At 37.5% G+C, this 15,616-nt stretch carries 15 protein-coding genes; 6 read left to right on the top strand and 9 right to left on the bottom strand.

Annotation, left to right across the window (positions count from 1 at the left end):
- The first annotated feature begins 11 nt into the window (after positions 1 to 11).
- Complete coding sequence (gene sucC, locus WC623_RS16590) at positions 12 to 1,202, top strand: ADP-forming succinate--CoA ligase subunit beta (protein ID WP_372853096.1); 1,191 nt, start codon at positions 12 to 14, stop codon at positions 1,200 to 1,202.
- 518 nt (positions 1,203 to 1,720) lie between these two features.
- Positions 1,721 to 3,169, top strand: a complete 1,449-nt coding sequence (gene asnS, locus WC623_RS16585; RefSeq protein WP_372853094.1) for an asparagine--tRNA ligase — start codon at positions 1,721 to 1,723, stop codon at positions 3,167 to 3,169.
- Positions 3,170 to 3,239: 70 nt separating this feature from the next.
- Here asnS and WC623_RS16580 read toward each other — a convergent pair whose 3' ends face one another.
- The gene (locus tag WC623_RS16580) at positions 3,240 to 4,910 is read right to left on the bottom strand and encodes an FMN-binding glutamate synthase family protein (RefSeq protein WP_372853092.1); all 1,671 of its coding nucleotides are present in this window, start codon (positions 4,908 to 4,910) and stop codon (positions 3,240 to 3,242) included.
- A 78-nt stretch (positions 4,911 to 4,988) separates the two neighbouring features.
- Between WC623_RS16580 and WC623_RS16575 the strand changes: the two genes are divergently transcribed.
- Both WC623_RS16575 and nhaA read left to right on the top strand, forming a co-directional pair.
- Positions 4,989 to 5,609: an L-threonylcarbamoyladenylate synthase gene (locus WC623_RS16575; protein WP_372853090.1), complete on the top strand. Its 621-nt coding sequence runs from the start codon at positions 4,989 to 4,991 to the stop codon at positions 5,607 to 5,609.
- A gap of 30 nt (positions 5,610 to 5,639) precedes the next feature.
- Positions 5,640 to 6,824, top strand: a complete 1,185-nt coding sequence (gene nhaA / locus WC623_RS16570; protein ID WP_372853088.1) for a Na+/H+ antiporter NhaA — start codon at positions 5,640 to 5,642, stop codon at positions 6,822 to 6,824.
- Here nhaA and trpA read toward each other — a convergent pair.
- The 6 genes from trpA to recR form a co-directional block, all read right to left on the bottom strand.
- The gene (gene trpA, locus WC623_RS16565; protein ID WP_372853086.1) at positions 6,814 to 7,581 is read right to left on the bottom strand and encodes a tryptophan synthase subunit alpha; all 768 of its coding nucleotides are present in this window, start codon (positions 7,579 to 7,581) and stop codon (positions 6,814 to 6,816) included. The two genes, nhaA and trpA, sit on opposite strands and share 11 nt — an antisense overlap.
- 6 nt (positions 7,582 to 7,587) lie before the next feature.
- Positions 7,588 to 8,769 carry a tryptophan synthase subunit beta gene (gene trpB / locus WC623_RS16560; protein WP_372853084.1) on the bottom strand — a complete coding sequence of 394 codons (1,182 nt, stop codon included), beginning with the start codon at positions 8,767 to 8,769 and terminating at the stop codon, positions 7,588 to 7,590.
- Positions 8,766 to 9,404 carry a phosphoribosylanthranilate isomerase gene (locus WC623_RS16555; RefSeq protein ID WP_372853082.1) on the bottom strand — a complete coding sequence of 213 codons (639 nt, stop codon included), beginning with the start codon at positions 9,402 to 9,404 and terminating at the stop codon, positions 8,766 to 8,768. Before WC623_RS16555 ends, trpB begins: the two co-directional genes overlap by 4 nt.
- A gap of 34 nt (positions 9,405 to 9,438) precedes the next feature.
- Positions 9,439 to 10,428: an anthranilate phosphoribosyltransferase gene (trpD, locus tag WC623_RS16550; protein WP_372853080.1), complete on the bottom strand. Its 990-nt coding sequence runs from the start codon at positions 10,426 to 10,428 to the stop codon at positions 9,439 to 9,441.
- Between the two features lie 220 nt (positions 10,429 to 10,648).
- Positions 10,649 to 11,464: an SDR family oxidoreductase gene (locus tag WC623_RS16545; protein ID WP_372853078.1), complete on the bottom strand. Its 816-nt coding sequence runs from the start codon at positions 11,462 to 11,464 to the stop codon at positions 10,649 to 10,651.
- 5 nt (positions 11,465 to 11,469) lie between these two features.
- Complete coding sequence (recR, locus tag WC623_RS16540) at positions 11,470 to 12,087, bottom strand: recombination mediator RecR (RefSeq protein WP_372853076.1); 618 nt, start codon at positions 12,085 to 12,087, stop codon at positions 11,470 to 11,472.
- Positions 12,088 to 12,180: 93 nt separating this feature from the next.
- Between recR and WC623_RS16535 the strand changes: the two genes are divergently transcribed.
- Together WC623_RS16535 and WC623_RS16530 are read left to right on the top strand one after the other, a co-directional pair.
- Positions 12,181 to 13,659: a sodium:solute symporter gene (locus WC623_RS16535; protein ID WP_372853074.1), complete on the top strand. Its 1,479-nt coding sequence runs from the start codon at positions 12,181 to 12,183 to the stop codon at positions 13,657 to 13,659.
- A gap of 19 nt (positions 13,660 to 13,678) precedes the next feature.
- Entirely contained in the window at positions 13,679 to 14,386 is a 708-nt protein-coding gene (locus WC623_RS16530) for a TIGR00730 family Rossman fold protein (protein WP_372853072.1), read from the top strand.
- 140 nt (positions 14,387 to 14,526) lie between these two features.
- On the opposite strand, the gene arsC is transcribed toward WC623_RS16530, so the two are convergent.
- Together arsC and WC623_RS16520 are read right to left on the bottom strand one after the other, a co-directional pair.
- The gene (arsC, locus tag WC623_RS16525) at positions 14,527 to 14,871 is read right to left on the bottom strand and encodes an arsenate reductase (glutaredoxin) (protein WP_372853070.1); all 345 of its coding nucleotides are present in this window, start codon (positions 14,869 to 14,871) and stop codon (positions 14,527 to 14,529) included.
- A 137-nt stretch (positions 14,872 to 15,008) separates the two neighbouring features.
- Positions 15,009 to 15,602 (bottom strand): DUF502 domain-containing protein, encoded by a 594-nt coding sequence (locus WC623_RS16520; RefSeq protein WP_372853068.1) that lies wholly within the window; start codon positions 15,600 to 15,602, stop codon positions 15,009 to 15,011.
- Between the last annotated feature and the right edge of the window lie 14 nt (positions 15,603 to 15,616).

The raw sequence follows: 15,616 nt of genomic DNA, 5'->3' as shown, positions 1-15,616 counted from the left end.
TTTTCAGCATAATGAATATCCACGAATATCAAGGTAAAGAAATACTTAAAAGTTTTGGAGTAGCCGTACAAGAAGGTATAGTAGCCGACACGGTAGAGCAAGCTGTAGAAGCTGCTAAAAAAATGAAAACTGACTACAATTCTGACTGGGTTGTAATTAAAGCTCAGATCCACGCAGGTGGTAGAGGTAAAGGCGGTGGTGTAAAGCTAGCTAAAAACCTTGATGAGGTTAAGGAAAGAGCATCTGCAATTTTAGGAATGCAATTGGTAACTCCTCAAACTGGTCCAGAAGGTAAAAAGGTTAACAAGATTTTAGTTGCACAGGATGTTTACTATCCGGGAGCTTCTGAAACTAAAGAATTTTACGTAAGTGTGTTATTAGACCGTGCAAACGGAAGAAACATCATCATGTACTCTACCGAAGGTGGTATGGACATTGAGGAGGTTGCCGAACATACACCTCACTTGATTTTCAAAGAAGAAATTGACCCTAAAGTGGGTTTACAAGGATTCCAGGCTCGTAAAATTGCTTTTAACTTAGGTTTAAGCGGCCCTGCTCATAAAGAAATGGTGAAGTTTGTTTCTGCACTTTACAAAGCATATGACAACACTGATTCTGCTATGTTTGAAATCAATCCTGTGTTGAAAACTTCAGACGACAAAATTATCGCTGTTGATGCTAAAGTTGATTTAGATGAGAACGCTTTGTTCCGTCATCCTGATTATGCAGCAATGCGTGATAAGTTAGAAGAAGATCCTACTGATGTAGAAGCTAGTGAGTCAAACCTTAACTATGTAAAACTTGACGGTAACGTTGGTTGTATGGTTAATGGTGCTGGTTTAGCTATGGCTACAATGGACATCATCAAAATTGCCGGTGGTGAACCTGCTAACTTCTTAGACGTAGGTGGAACTGCAAATGCACAAACTGTTAAAGCTGGTTTTAACATCATCCTTAAGGATCCAAATGTTAAAGCTATATTAATTAACATCTTTGGTGGTATTGTTCGTTGTGACCGTGTTGCTCAAGGTGTAATTGATGCTTATAAAGAAATTGGTGACGTTCCAGTTCCAATCATCTGCCGTTTACAAGGTACGAATGCTGAAGAGGCTAAAAAACTGATCGACGAATCTGGTTTAAAAGTTTATTCTGCTATCGCCTTACAAGATGCTTCGGATTTAGTAACTAAGGTATTGGCATAAGTCGTAAAAAAATAATGTCTGAAAGCTGCCTTCAAAAAAGGCAGCTTTTTTTTGTGCCCTTATGTTTAATAACAAACTTTTATAAAAACAAGAGGCCTATATCCATCCAGACATAGGCCTCTCTAACCAAATATAAATTAAACGAGCATTACAAATATATGAATTTCACACAAAAAAACATCATAAATTCAAAATATTTTACAAAAAACAATTAAATACCATAAAAATACCACACAAACACATAAAAAAACTCATAAACAACACACAAAACACGTAAATACAAAAATAATAACAACAAAAACCACAACAAAACAACAACACAACACAAAAACACACAAGAATAACAACTAAAACAATCAAAAAACACAACAAATGATAAAAATCACACAAAAAAAATAAACAAAACAAGAATAAAACACACCCATTTAACACAAAAACACCAAACCAACAACTCATAAATAATACACTCTTATTTATTCATGATTTTCCTTATTTTTGACACTCTCCATAATAAAATCATGATACACAGAGAAAAAGTAAAAAGTCTGCTAGAGACAAATGAATTTAACAGGGAAGTAACTGTTATGGGTTGGGTACGGACATTTCGGAACAACCAGTTTATTGCTATAAATGATGGTTCCTGCATGGGAAATATCCAGATCGTAGTTGACTTTAATAATACACCGGATGAATTGTTAAAACGAATTAATACCGGAGCTGCAATAGCTGTTAAAGGCACAATTGTTGAATCTGTAGGAAAAGGTCAAAGAGTAGATATTAAAGCTGGCACCATCGAGATACTTGGCGATAGCGATCCTGATAAATTCCCTTTACAACCTAAAAAGCATAGTCTGGAGTTTCTAAGGGAAATCGCACATTTACGTTTCCGCACCAATACTTTTAATGCAGTTTTTAAAGTTCGTCATGCCTTGGCATTTGCTATACACCAGTTTTATAATGAAAAAGGCTTCGTGTATATGCACACTCCTATTATTACAGCTTCTGACGCAGAAGGTGCTGGTGAAATGTTTAAAGTGACAACTTTAGATCTCGACAACCCACCTCGTACTGATGATGGAAAAATAGACTTTTCAGAAGACTTCTTTGCCCGCTCTGCAAATTTAACCGTTTCTGGTCAGCTTGAAGGTGAGTTAGCTGCTATGGCATTCGGTCAGATTTACACTTTCGGGCCTACATTCAGGGCCGAAAATTCTAATACAACCCGTCACCTTGCAGAATTCTGGATGGTTGAACCTGAGATTGCTTTTGCTGACCTGGAAGACAATATGAACCTTGCAGAGGAAATGTTAAAGTATGTAATCGAATATGCCCTTAAAAACTGTAAAGAAGAACTTGAGTTCTTAAATAGTCGTTTGTTGGACGAAGAGAAGTCGAAACCTCAAAATGAGCGCAGCGAATTATCTTTACTTGACAAACTAAACTTTTGCTTAAGTAATGATTTTGAGCGCATCACTTATACGGAAGCGATTAAGATTTTAAAATCTTCTAAACCGAATCAGAAAAAACAATTTAAATATCTAATCGATGAATGGGGTGCTGATTTACAATCGGAACATGAACGTTACCTGGTAGAGAAGCATTTCAAAAAACCTGTAATATTAACTGACTACCCTGCTGATATCAAATCATTCTACATGCGTCAGAACGAACCTGATGAATTAGGAAGAAATACCGTTGCTGCAATGGACATCTTATTCCCTGGAATAGGTGAGATTGTTGGCGGCTCTCAGAGAGAGGAGCGCTTGGATAAACTGACTGAAAGAATGGAAAAAATGAACATTCCACAAGAAGAGTTATGGTGGTTCTTAGACACAAGACGCTTTGGTTCTGCACCGCATGCAGGATTTGGTTTAGGTTTTGAAAGACTAGTACTCTTTGTAAGCGGTATGACAAATATCAGAGACGTAATTGCATTCCCACGTTTTCCAAAGAATGCTGAGTTTTAATAACTAATTAGATATAAAAAAAGGAGCTTGCATTTAATTACAAGCTCCTTTTTTTATATCTCAATTTCTTTTAAGGTTTGCTCTTACCCTCATCCAAAGTATCTGAGAATGAATTGGCATGCGCATAATCAACCAATGAGACCTTATAATCTGTGGGAGTGAAACTAGTCGAGGTACTTAATGCCATCCCCAATTCAAACCTTAAAGGATATGGAGTTTGCAGTAAACTACCTTCAGGAATGTAAGGGAAACTCTCCAGGTACGACTGCATTACATTTGGCGCTGTTCTTCGATTAATATAAGCTCTTGTAAGCTGGTAAGGATGATGAAGGCCCGCAGCACCTAAAAGCTCAACTGCACTCGCTACTGTGAGTCTATGAAAGTTAAATACCCTTACTTTTTTATCTTCAACCACCAAACCTTTCATCAAACTAGGATCTTGAGTCGCCACCCCGGTTGGACAAGTATTGCTATTACATTCCAGCGCTTGTATGCAGCCTAGGGCAAACATCATTCCACGTGCTGAATTACATAAATCAGCACCAAGTGCAATATTTTTTACCAGATCAAATCCAGATGCTACCTTACCTGAAGCAATAATTTTAATATGCTGCTTTAAATTAAAACCCGACAATACATCATATACAAATGCAACCGCTTCACGCAAAGGCATCCCTACAGCATTTGAGAACTCTTGTGGTGATGCTCCTGTGCCACCTTCTCCCCCATCTACAGTCACAAAATCCACATAGATGCCAGTTTCAACCATTGCTTTGCAAATAGCGAAAAACTCGCTCCGTCGGCCTATACACAATTTTATTCCAATAGGTTTACCTCCTGATAAATCACGAAGTTGCTTTACAAAATTCAGCATTTCTATAGGGGTCTTAAAAGCAGAGTGTGAAGGTGGAGAAATGACATCATAACCTTCTTTCACCAACCTGATCCTGGCAATTTCCGGAGTTACCTTTTTAGCAGGCAAAATCCCCCCATGCCCAGGTTTAGCTCCTTGCGATAACTTAATCTCTATCATTCTTACCTGATCAGTACCGGCTCTTTTTGCAAAAGCATCTGGATCAAAAGATCCATCATCATGATTTCGACAACCAAAATAACCTGTACCAATCTGCCAGATCAAATCACCACCAGGATTTGCATGGTAATCACTAATTCCTCCCTCCCCTGTATTGTGTGCAAAGTTACCCAGCTTAGCTCCTCCATTTAAAGCTAAAATGGCATTTTGACTCAATGAACCAAAACTCATAGCGGAAATATTATATATACTAGCTGAATAGGGCTTTAGACAAGCTGGCCCACCTACTAATACTCGTGGGTCTTCATTAAGCTCATGATGACTTATGGCAGCAATACTATGACTTAGCCATTCATATCCATTTTCATAAACATCAAGCTGTGTTCCAAAAGGGATGGTATCATTTTCCATTTTTGCCCTTTGGTAAATGAGGGAACGATTTAACCGGCTAAAGGGCTTACCATTGGTATCGCTCTCCACAAAATACTGGTAAATTTTAGGCCTTAGGTCTTCCATAAAGTATCTTAACCTCCCCACTACGGGGTAATTTCTTACAATACTATGTTTCGGCTGATAGAGATCATAAATCCCTAATAAAACAACGGGTCCAGTGAACAGGAACAACCACCATAATGGTGAATAGGTAAGCCCCAACATTACAGTCAGCGCCACTAAAAATGCCGCAATCGCGATAAATGCTTTTCTCATATACATCAATTTACTAAAAAACATGCCAATAGAATAATAATTATCCAGTTTCGGTCTAAGTTTTGTGTAATTTTACATATGCTTATCAAAATCTATCCTGAGAACCCAAATCCCAAAGCAATTGAACAAATTGTTGAGGTATTAAAAAAAGGTGGTTTAATCATTTACCCCACCGATACTGTGTATGGTTTAGGCTGTGATATTACCAATCAAAAAGCCATAGAAAAGATTTGTCGCATTAGAGGAATAAAGCCTGAAAAAGCCAATTTCTCTTTTATCTGTTCTGATCTGAGACACATTTCGGATTATATCAAACCAATTGACACAGCAACTTTCAGGGTACTCAAAAAAGCACTACCAGGGCCTTTTACATTTATTTTGAATGCGAATAATAATGTCCCTAAACTATTAAGTTCCAATAAAAAAACAGTAGGCATCAGGGTGCCAGATAATGATATTGCCAGAGAAATTGTCAGGCAATTAGGCAATCCTATTTTATCAACTTCAATTCGCGATGACGATGAGGTTATCGAATATTCTACAGATCCGGAATTAATTCATGAAAAATATGAAGATAATGTGGATATAGTCGTAGATGGTGGTTATGGTGATAATGAGCCCTCTACAGTTGTCGACTGTACATCTGGCGACTTTGAGGTGATCCGTCAAGGTAAAGGTGACTTGGATAGCTTTCTATAGTTTATCTAAAATAACTACATTTACTGTCATATGGCGAAACTTATAAACCTACAGGCATTTAAGGATTTTTTCCGTTCAGGGCAAATTGGTGGTATAATTTTATTGGTTTGTGTAGCAATTTCATTGTTTATCGCTAACTCCTCCTTTGCTGAGGCTTTTTCCAGTTTTCTAGCCACAGATTTTGGTTTTAAGTTTGGTGAGCAGACTTATGCTTTTACGGTATCGGCATGGATTAACGATGCCTTAATGGCCATATTCTTTTTACTTGTAGGTCTGGAAATTAAGCGAGAGATGATTGAGGGCGAGTTATCCTCCATTAAAAAAGCTTCTTTACCTGTTGTAGCAGCCCTTGGTGGTATGCTGGTTCCGGCTTTCATCTATTTTTTATTCAACAAAGGTCAGTCCACCGCTTCAGGCTGGGGTATTCCAATGGCTACAGATATTGCATTTGCCCTGGCCATTATCTCAATGCTAGGTAAAAGTGTACCTACTTCCTTAAAAGTATTTTTAGCCGCTCTTGCCATTGTAGATGACCTCGGTGCCATCCTGGTGATTGCTGTTTTTTATACCAATGAAGTACACTTCGACTACCTTTTGATGGCAGCAGGGGTTATGCTGCTATTGATAGCATTTAATTTTTTCAATATAAAGCAATTGTTTTTTTACCTTATCCCAGGTGTCTTCCTTTGGTATTTCATTCACCATTCTGGTATTCACGCTACAATCGCTGGGGTATTACTTGCTTTAACAATACCAACAAATGCAACTAATGTAGAATCCCCTTTAGAAAAATTAGAGCATTTGCTAAATGGCCCTGTAAATTACTTTATTATGCCCATTTTCGCTTTGGCAAATACAAACATTACCTTTCAAAAAGAAATGGTCAGCGGCCTGGTCTCTCCTTTAGGAATGGGTATTATTACAGGTTTATTTGTAGGTAAAACTATTGGAGTAACCTTATTTTCATGGATAGCTGTAAAACTGAAACTAGGTAGCTTACCCTCAAGATCTGGTTGGAAACATATTATTGGCTTAGGAATGCTGGCGGGCATTGGTTTTACCATGTCCATCTTTATCTCTCTGCTTTCATTTAGTGATGAACTTCATGTTACAGAAGCCAAATTTGCCATTCTTTGTGCTTCTGTAATTTCAGGACTCGTTGGATTTATCTTCTTGAAGTCAATCAACAAAAAGAGAGTAATCGCTAAGATTTAAATACTGCCATAAAGTTTTTTATACTACCGGTTAAATCGGCTGGATCAAGTGCTTTTACAAAAGCACTTCCTATAATTGCACCATTGGCATATTGACAAGCTTTATCAAAAGTTTCCTTATTGTAGATACCAAAGCCAGTCATCATTGGATTCTTCAACTTCATATCTGCAATTCTAGAGAAATAACCTTCTGTATTTTCTGACAATTGCAATTGTTGTCCGGTTGTAGCCGATGAGGATACCAGATAAATGAAACCTGTGCTTATTCCATCTATTTTCCGGATACGCTCAGGAGAAGTCTGCGGAGTAACCAGGAAAATATTAGATATACCATATTTTTCAAATATAGGCTGATAAATTTCTTCGTATTCTATGATAGGAAGATCAGGGACTATACACCCATCAACCCCTACCTCAACACAGGCCTTACAAAAATTCTCTACGCCAAACTGCAATACTGTATTAAAATACCCCATTAACACGACCGGGATAGATACACGCTTACGAAGGTCTTTAAGCTGTTCAAATAATGTTTTCAGATCCATTCCCTGATCAAGTGATTGCTTACTGCTTGCCTGAATAGTTGGTCCGTCTGCAACTGGATCAGAATAAGGAAAACCAACTTCTATAATCTGTGCCCCGTTTTGTTCTAATGCTTCTGCAATTGTAACCGTATCATTTAAGCTTGGATACCCTGCTGTATAATAGATTGATAATATATTTTTCTTCGTTTCAAAAAGTTCTTTAATTCTGCTCATACCAAATTATAGGTTAAAGTATTTCATATAAGTATCCATGTCTTTATCTCCACGTCCTGAAAGACAAACCACTACATTTTCTCCGCCTTTAAAAGTCATCTTCTCTAAGTATGCTAAAGCGTGTGCACTTTCGATTGCAGGAATAATACCTTCCATCTGGGTAAGCAATAAGCCTGCTTGTAATGACTCGTCATCAGTGATCGATACATATTGTCCACGACCAGTTTTAAATAAATGAGCATGCTGTGGGCCAATACCCGGATAATCCAATCCCGCAGAAACTGAATGAGGTTCTACAACTTGTCCATCATGCGTTTGCATCAATATACTTCTGCTCCCATGCAATACTCCTTCTTTTCCTAAAGCTGTAGTGGCAGCCGAAAAACCACTATCCACACCCTTACCGCCTGCCTCAACTGCAATCAACTTCACCTTTTCATCATCAATAAAATGATAGAACATACCCAAAGCATTACTACCACCGCCTACGCAAGCCAAAACATAATCAGGCTGGTCATTTCCAGTATGCTCTATAAGCTGTTTTTTAGTTTCTTCTGATATAATAGATTGAAAAATGCCAACCATATCAGGATATGGATGTGGCCCTACCACTGAACCTATGATGTAATGTGTATCTACCGGATTATTCATCCAGTCGCGCATTGCCTCATTAGTTGCATCTTTAAGTGTTTTACTACCTGAAGTAGCAGAAACGACCTTTGCACCTAGCATTTTCATTCTTGCTACATTTGGTGCCTGGCGCTGAATATCTACTTCTCCCATGTACACCACACATTCCAAGCCACGCAATGCGCAGACTGTTGCTGTAGCTACACCATGCTGACCTGCTCCTGTTTCTGCAATAATCCGTTTTTTCCCCAATCGTTCTGCCAACAAAATCTGTCCGATGGTATTGTTAATCTTATGCGCTCCCGTATGGTTCAGGTCTTCTCTTTTCAGGAAGATATTGGCATTGTATTTTTGTGAAAGGCGTTTCGCTAAATACAATGGCGAAGGCCTTCCAACATAATCTTTCAATAATTGCTGAAATTCTTTTTGAAAGGATTCGTCCTGAATTATGTTAAGATAATTCTGTCTCAATTCTTCAACGTTTGGATAAAGCATTTCCGGAATATAGGCTCCACCGAAATCCCCGTAATACCCCTTTTCATTTACAAAATAACTCATAGTGCTAGTTTACTCTTAAAGTCTTTTAATTTATCTATGTCTTTTAAACCCGGCGCAAGTTCAAATCTGCTATTCACATCAATAGCATATAAACGCGGGTCATTTATTTGTTTCAATTGCTCCACACTTTCCAATGAAATACCTCCACTTAAAAAGTATGGTTTGTTTAGCTTATAGTTATCAAGAAGCGCCCAGCTAAAGGTCTTTCCAGAGCCTCCATGATCTGGTGTTTGCGTATCGAATAAAAAATAATCTACTACGTTTGAATAAGGATTTACTGTATTAAAATCAAAATGTTCATCTACTCCGAATGCTTTGATCAGCTCAATTCCTGCATCAGCCAGCAAACCTTTTAATGCAATACAGTATTTCACAGGTTCCTGTCCATGCAGCTGAACAGCATTTAAGCCATATAAAACTGCAAGCTGTGCTACTCTGTTTAATTCTTCATTTACAAAAACACCTGCCTTTCTAATCCCTGCTGGAAGGTTTTTGACAAACAAAGGCGTCAAACCATCTACAAACCGTTTGGAATCTCTAAAAAAAATAAAGCCTAAATAATCTGGTTTTAAAGTGGTGACATCCTGTATGTTTTCAGGCAGTTTCATTCCACATATTTTCAGTTTAACATCCATTTGTTGAGTTTTTGTTAGGTGATTAAATTCTGTTTTATCTTCCTGTTAGTTTTTTAAACCGGTCAAGTGCCTGCAACCCCATTAATGAAGACTCAGCCTCATAAAAACAATCGCCAAATGATTTGGAATCATTTATAGTCTGAATAGCCAATGCCGCATTACATAATACAACACTATTTTGTTCATCTGTTCCTTTACCATTTAATACATTCATAAATATCTCTGCTGAAGATTCTACTGTATCCCCTCCTTTTATCTTATCCTCAGTTATTTGTTCAAAACCCAGATCAGCAACTTTCAAAAGCGCTTCACCTTTTTTACTAAAGGTTTTCACATCACAGGTTAATGAGACTTCATCAAAGCCATTTACCGCATGCAGGATAGTATAATTCTTATCTGTATTCTGATATAGATAGGCATACAAACGAGCTAGCTCTAAACTAAACACACCTACTATCTGATTTTTAGGCTGCGCTGGATTTACCATCGGCCCTAGCATATTGAAAAAGGTTTTCACCCCCAGCTCTTTACGGATTGGTGCTACTGTTTTCATCGCAGGATTAAACAATGGCGCATGGATAAAACAAATACCTGCATGATCCAGACTTCTTTTCAATACATCCTGATCACTCGTAAATGAATACCCAAGATATTCCATTACGTTCGAAGAACCACAACCTGAAGAAACACCATAATTACCATGTTTAGCTACTTTATAGCCGGCTCCCGCTGTTACAAAAGAAGCAAGCGTTGAAATATTAAAAGTGTCTTTTCCATCCCCACCTGTACCACATAAATCAACCAGTTCAAAGTCCGAAAAATCAAGTTTAATACATAGATCAAGCATGGCATCACGGAAGCCCTGCAGCTCTTCAACCGTTATATTACGCATACCATAAGCAGTAATAAATGCTGCTATCTGCGAAGTATTAAATTCACCAAGAGCAATCGCAGTTAAAATTCTTTGCGCCTCAGCACTACTAAAGGTTTTGTTTTCAAATAAGTGGTTAAGTATCTTTTTCATATTGGGTATCAAAAGCCAGGCTTTTAAAAAAGGTTGTAAAACAAAAAAGGTTGCCTTATAGCAACCCTCAAATATTATTATATAAAATAAAAACGTTCAATACAGGGTTACACTACGCATTTGCGTTGTGCCACCACCATTTATTAAGTACGTTTGTAAGTATCATTTCAACAAATATGTAATTGTTTTTGCAAAGGAGCAAATCTTTCTTAAAATAAATTTATTTAATCAATGCATTCTTCTCTTTTGTAAAATGATTGAATACCAGCTTATCAGCCAGTGCAGGGAATAATTTATTAAGCCAAACCGTTAGTTTACCCTGCCCTGTCATAATCAATGTACGCTTACGTGCAGCAATGCCATCTGCTATAGTTTTCGCAACCGTATCAGCACTCATCATCTTTCCTTCTTCCATACTGGTCTCGCCATGGGATGCTCCATCTTTAGCTAAAGCAGTAACACGAATGTTAGAAGCTGTAAAGCCCGGACATGCCACCATTACATGTACACCTGTTTTTAGCAATTCGGTACGCAAAGATTCCATGAAACCATTCATCGCAAATTTAGAGGATGAATATCCGGTACGGCCAGGTAAACCACGGTAGCCAGCTATTGAAGACACTCCAACCACATTCCCTTTAGTTTTCAGGATTTCAGGCAATGCATATTTAGTACAGTACACTGTGCCCCAGAAGTTTACGTCCATCAAATTTTTTAATACGGAAAGATCAAGCTCATTAAATAGGGCACGCATAGATAGACCTGCATTATTGATCAAAATATCGATTTTACTAAATGTAACTAAGGCCTGCTTGATCAACAGCTTACAATCTTCTTCTTTACTCACATCTGTTTGCACAGCAATCGCTTTTATCCCGTATCGTTTTTCCAGATCAGCGGTTATTTCACATAATGTTACATATTGCCTGGCAGCAAGCACCAGGTTCGCTCCTCTTTTTGCAAACTCCTCAGCACATGCTTTTCCTATACCCGATGATGCACCGGTAATTATGATTACTTTATTCTTAAAATCCATACTGACTATTTAATTAATGAACCCTGATAAGGCACGCGGGTAACGATTGATCTCCCTAAAGTAATTTCATCTGCATATTCCAGCTCACCACCAAATGCAATTCCTCTTGCAATGGTAGTAATTGGAATTTGAAAATCCTTTAATCTTTTATACAAGTAAAACAAAGTCGTATCGCCTTCCATAGTCGCACTTAAAGCTAATATGACTTCCTTTATGGGCGTTGTTGCCACACGCTGAACCAAAGAATCGATAAACAGATCTGCAGGGCCTATACCATCCATAGGCGATATTAATCCACCCAACACATGGTAGACACCGAAATACTGCCCTGTATTTTCCACAGCCATCACATCCCTTGTATCTTCAACCACACAAATAACTTCTTTCTCTTTCTTATTGGATGAACAGATATTACAAATCTCCTGATCTGAAATATTGTGACATATACGACAATGTTTGATTTCCTTTCTAAGTCTGATCAGGGCGTTTCCGAACTGGTCTACCTCTTCCTGTTCTTTGTTTAACAGATGTAATACCAATCTCAATGCTGTCTTTTGCCCTACACCGGGAAGCTTTGAGAATTCATTAACAGCGTCTTCAAGCAGTTTAGAGGAAAAGTTCATGGCACAAATTTAATTAAAATTGATCATGTTTTTTTCTGTATGCTATGTAGCAGATCAAAATTCCTTACATTTATCTACCTAATAAACTATAATATGAGTCCAATTATACTTTTATCTTTTCTTATTGGTTACTTCGCGCTATTAATTGGCGTGGCCTACTTCACTTCAAGGAACAATTCTGATAATGCTTCTTTCTTTATAGCAAACAGGAACTCTAAATGGTACCTGGTCGCATTTGGAATGATTGGCACTGCATTATCTGGAGTAACATTTATATCTGTTCCAGGAGCCGTAGGTAAAAGTGACTTCGGTTATTTCCAGTTTATACTGGGTAATGCAGTCGGCTTTATAATCATTGCAACTGTACTCTTGCCACTATATTACAGGCTAAATATCATTTCCATTTATACGTATCTGGAACGTCGCTTAGGCTTCATGAGTTACAAAACAGGTGCTGTAATCTTTTTGGTCTCCCGCACTATTGGCTCTGCTTTCCGTCTTTACCTGGTTGCTATTGTATTGCAAAAGTTCATTTTTGATGCATGGAATGTCCCTTTCTGGGTAACAATAGTTATTTGTCTTGTACTGATATGGCTGTATACTCATAAGGGTGGTTTAAAAACAATTATCATTACCGACACACTTCAAACGGTCTTCCTACTACTTTCAGTTGTATTATCTATTGTATTTATTGCCAAATCTTTAAACCTTGATGTTGCCGGAACTTTCGAAGCTGTCAAAACCAGCAGTTATTCTAAGATCTTCTTCTGGGAAGATTTCCTTGGTAGCAAAACACATTTCATTAAACAGTTTTTAGGGGGGATATTTGTTACAATTGCCATGACCGGGCTTGATCAGGATCTGATGCAGAAAAACCTGAGTATGAAAACCATTGGCGAAGCCCAAAAGAACATGTTTACTTTTACGATTGTATTTGTAATCATGAATATTTTCTTTTTAAGTGTTGGAGCTTTACTATATCTTTTTGCTGCTAATAACGGAATTGATGTTGCAGCTTTAAATACTCCAGATCACCTATATCCTGAAATAGCGCTGAATCACCTTAATGTAATACCTGGTATTATTTTCATGCTGGGATTAACGGCTGCAACTTTTGCTACTACAGACTCTGCATTAACGGCTTTAACTACTTCTTTCTGTATCGACTTTTTACACTTCGATAAAAAAGCAGATCAGAATGCGCCTGACCTTGTTCGTAAAAGACACATGGTACACGTTGGATTTTCTGTTCTAATGGTTATGGTCATCATGATTTTTAAAATCATCAACGATGATTCTGTAGTGAATGCGATTTTCAAAGCAGCTGGTTATACTTACGGACCGCTAGTCGGACTTTTCGGCATTGGAATGTTAACCAGAAGAGCAGTTACGGATAAGCTAGTGCCTTACATCTGTTTGCTTTCGCCAATATTATGTTTTATAATTGATAAAAATTCAATGCAGTGGTTCAATTATGCTTTGGGTTTTGAATTGATTATATTAAACGGGTTAATCACCTTTATACTGCTTTGGGTTACCGGAAAAACATCAACTACCCAAACCAAATTCTAATATTTAATACACCTATAGAATGACAAGTGAAGAAAAAATAAGAAGTGCTTTTGAAAATAAAAACTGGCAGGAAATAAAGGTTACAGACTCCTGGCAGATCTTTAAAATAATGGCCGAATTTGTTGACGGATTCGAAAAACTAGCAAAGATTGGTCCTTGCGTATCCATCTTTGGTTCAGCAAGAACAGCTGAAACGAATAAATACTATGAAATTGCTGTTGAATGCGGAAGGTTACTTACTGAGCGTGGTTACGGTGTAATTACCGGAGGTGGCCCTGGTATTATGGAAGCTGGTAATAAAGGTGCTCACAACAATGGTGGTAAATCTGTAGGTTTAAATATAGAACTACCTTTTGAGCAATTCCACAATAAGTATATTGATCATAACAAACTTCTGGAGTTCGATTATTTCTTTATCCGGAAAGTAATGTTCATGAAGTATTCTCAGGGCTTTATTGTTTTGCCTGGTGGAATGGGAACAATGGATGAGTTATTTGAAGCCATCACATTAATTCAGACTGGTAAGATTGCAAGGTTCCCAATTGTTTTAGTGGGAAAAGATTATTGGGGTGGATTAATTGATTGGATTAAAAACACCATGTTGCAAAAAGAGCACAATATACATGCAGAAGATTTGAACCTTTTCAGATTAGTTGATACTGCTGAAGAGGCTGTTGAACATATATTTAGATTCTATGAGAAGTATGTATTGAAACCGAATTTCTAAGAGCAACTAACATCCTTTTTATAAGAAAAAAGTCAGAGATTGTTCGCCTCCTCAAATCTTTTGCTGAAGGGCAAAATCTTTGCATGTCGGCTCACAACATCTGACTTTTTTTGTACAATAAATACTCTTTTCAGTAGAGATTAATTCAGAATCTCGTTAATTCGTTCAGTTGGTCTTGCAATAACGGCCTTATCACCAGAAACCAATATTGGTCGCTCAATTAGAATGGGATTTTCAACCATTGCTGCAATCCATTCTTCATCAGAAAGATCTTTACCTTTAAATTCTGAAATATAGACAGCTTCACCTTTACGAATAAGGTCATGAGGTTTAATGCCTAACTTTTTTATAATCTCACGAAGTTCATCTGCTGTAGGTGTTGATTGCAGGTAATTGATCACCTCAAACTCCTGCCCGCTTTCTTCTAAAGCTGTTAAAGCACATCTGCTTTTACTGCACCTATTATTATGGTAAATCTTTATCATTTTTCTTGTTTTAGGGTTCCTTCTTACTCCCACTGGTGGTGGTGCATTTCAGAAAAAAATGGTTTTGTTGTGAGCCGATATGCAAAGATTTTGCTCTTCCGCAAAAGATTTGTTGAGGAGAACAATAAACCATTTTTTTACCCAAAATGGCTCACACCACCAGACACCACCAATTTCATAGCTTCTGCAGCACTCATATTTAGCGGCTTTATCTTCTCATGTTTCACCACATAAACCTGTCCGGCAAAGGAATAAGAAAACGGGAAATAAACAACAGATTCTCCTGGCAAACCAATAGATGCCAGATCATTTTGTGTTAAAAAACCAATTCGTTTCAAATCACCCTCAACTTCAACAAGCACAGGATTGTTAAACTTCTTCTCATCCCCTACAAAAGCTTCAGTAAGATCTTTAATCGAAGAATAAATGAACTTTAAAAACGGAACCTTGTCTAACAAACGCTGGAACCACATGTACATTGGTTCTGTCACAAAATAAGTCACAAAAATTCCAGCAAGTAAGATTAATGAAATAACCAAAGCAAGTCCAAGACCAGGAATATTTCTACTTGCACCGGTTTTTGGATCAACTCCCAGAATATTATTAACATTTAACCAGCTGTCGACAGTAGTTACTGCCCAGATCACAATAAAAACACTTAATGCAATAGGGAGTACAATTAACAATCCTTTGATCAGATAATTTAGTAGCGCCCTGCCAATTCTATTCATAATGCAAAATTAGA

This window comes from Pedobacter sp. (genome assembly GCF_041645105.1).
GTDB lineage: Bacteria > Bacteroidota > Bacteroidia > Sphingobacteriales > Sphingobacteriaceae > Pedobacter.
This window is presented reverse-complemented; position numbering and strand designations above follow the sequence as displayed.

Bases quoted from the DNA above. Each gene is read 5' to 3' on its own strand.
- sucC (WP_372853096.1), top strand. From the start codon at position 12: ATGAATATCCACGAATATCAAGGTAAAGAAATACTTAAAAGTTTTGGA.
- asnS (WP_372853094.1), top strand. From the start codon at position 1,721: ATGATACACAGAGAAAAAGTAAAAAGTCTGCTAGAGACAAATGAATTT.
- WC623_RS16580 (WP_372853092.1), bottom strand. From the start codon at position 4,910: ATGAGAAAAGCATTTATCGCGATTGCGGCATTTTTAGTGGCGCTGACT.
- WC623_RS16575 (WP_372853090.1), top strand. From the start codon at position 4,989: ATGCTTATCAAAATCTATCCTGAGAACCCAAATCCCAAAGCAATTGAA.
- nhaA (WP_372853088.1), top strand. From the start codon at position 5,640: ATGGCGAAACTTATAAACCTACAGGCATTTAAGGATTTTTTCCGTTCA.
- trpA (WP_372853086.1), bottom strand. From the start codon at position 7,581: ATGAGCAGAATTAAAGAACTTTTTGAAACGAAGAAAAATATATTATCA.
- trpB (WP_372853084.1), bottom strand. From the start codon at position 8,769: ATGAGTTATTTTGTAAATGAAAAGGGGTATTACGGGGATTTCGGTGGA.
- WC623_RS16555 (WP_372853082.1), bottom strand. From the start codon at position 9,404: ATGGATGTTAAACTGAAAATATGTGGAATGAAACTGCCTGAAAACATA.
- trpD (WP_372853080.1), bottom strand. From the start codon at position 10,428: ATGAAAAAGATACTTAACCACTTATTTGAAAACAAAACCTTTAGTAGT.
- WC623_RS16545 (WP_372853078.1), bottom strand. From the start codon at position 11,464: ATGGATTTTAAGAATAAAGTAATCATAATTACCGGTGCATCATCGGGT.
- recR (WP_372853076.1), bottom strand. From the start codon at position 12,087: ATGAACTTTTCCTCTAAACTGCTTGAAGACGCTGTTAATGAATTCTCA.
- WC623_RS16535 (WP_372853074.1), top strand. From the start codon at position 12,181: ATGAGTCCAATTATACTTTTATCTTTTCTTATTGGTTACTTCGCGCTA.
- WC623_RS16530 (WP_372853072.1), top strand. From the start codon at position 13,679: ATGACAAGTGAAGAAAAAATAAGAAGTGCTTTTGAAAATAAAAACTGG.
- arsC (WP_372853070.1), bottom strand. From the start codon at position 14,871: ATGATAAAGATTTACCATAATAATAGGTGCAGTAAAAGCAGATGTGCT.
- WC623_RS16520 (WP_372853068.1), bottom strand. From the start codon at position 15,602: ATGAATAGAATTGGCAGGGCGCTACTAAATTATCTGATCAAAGGATTG.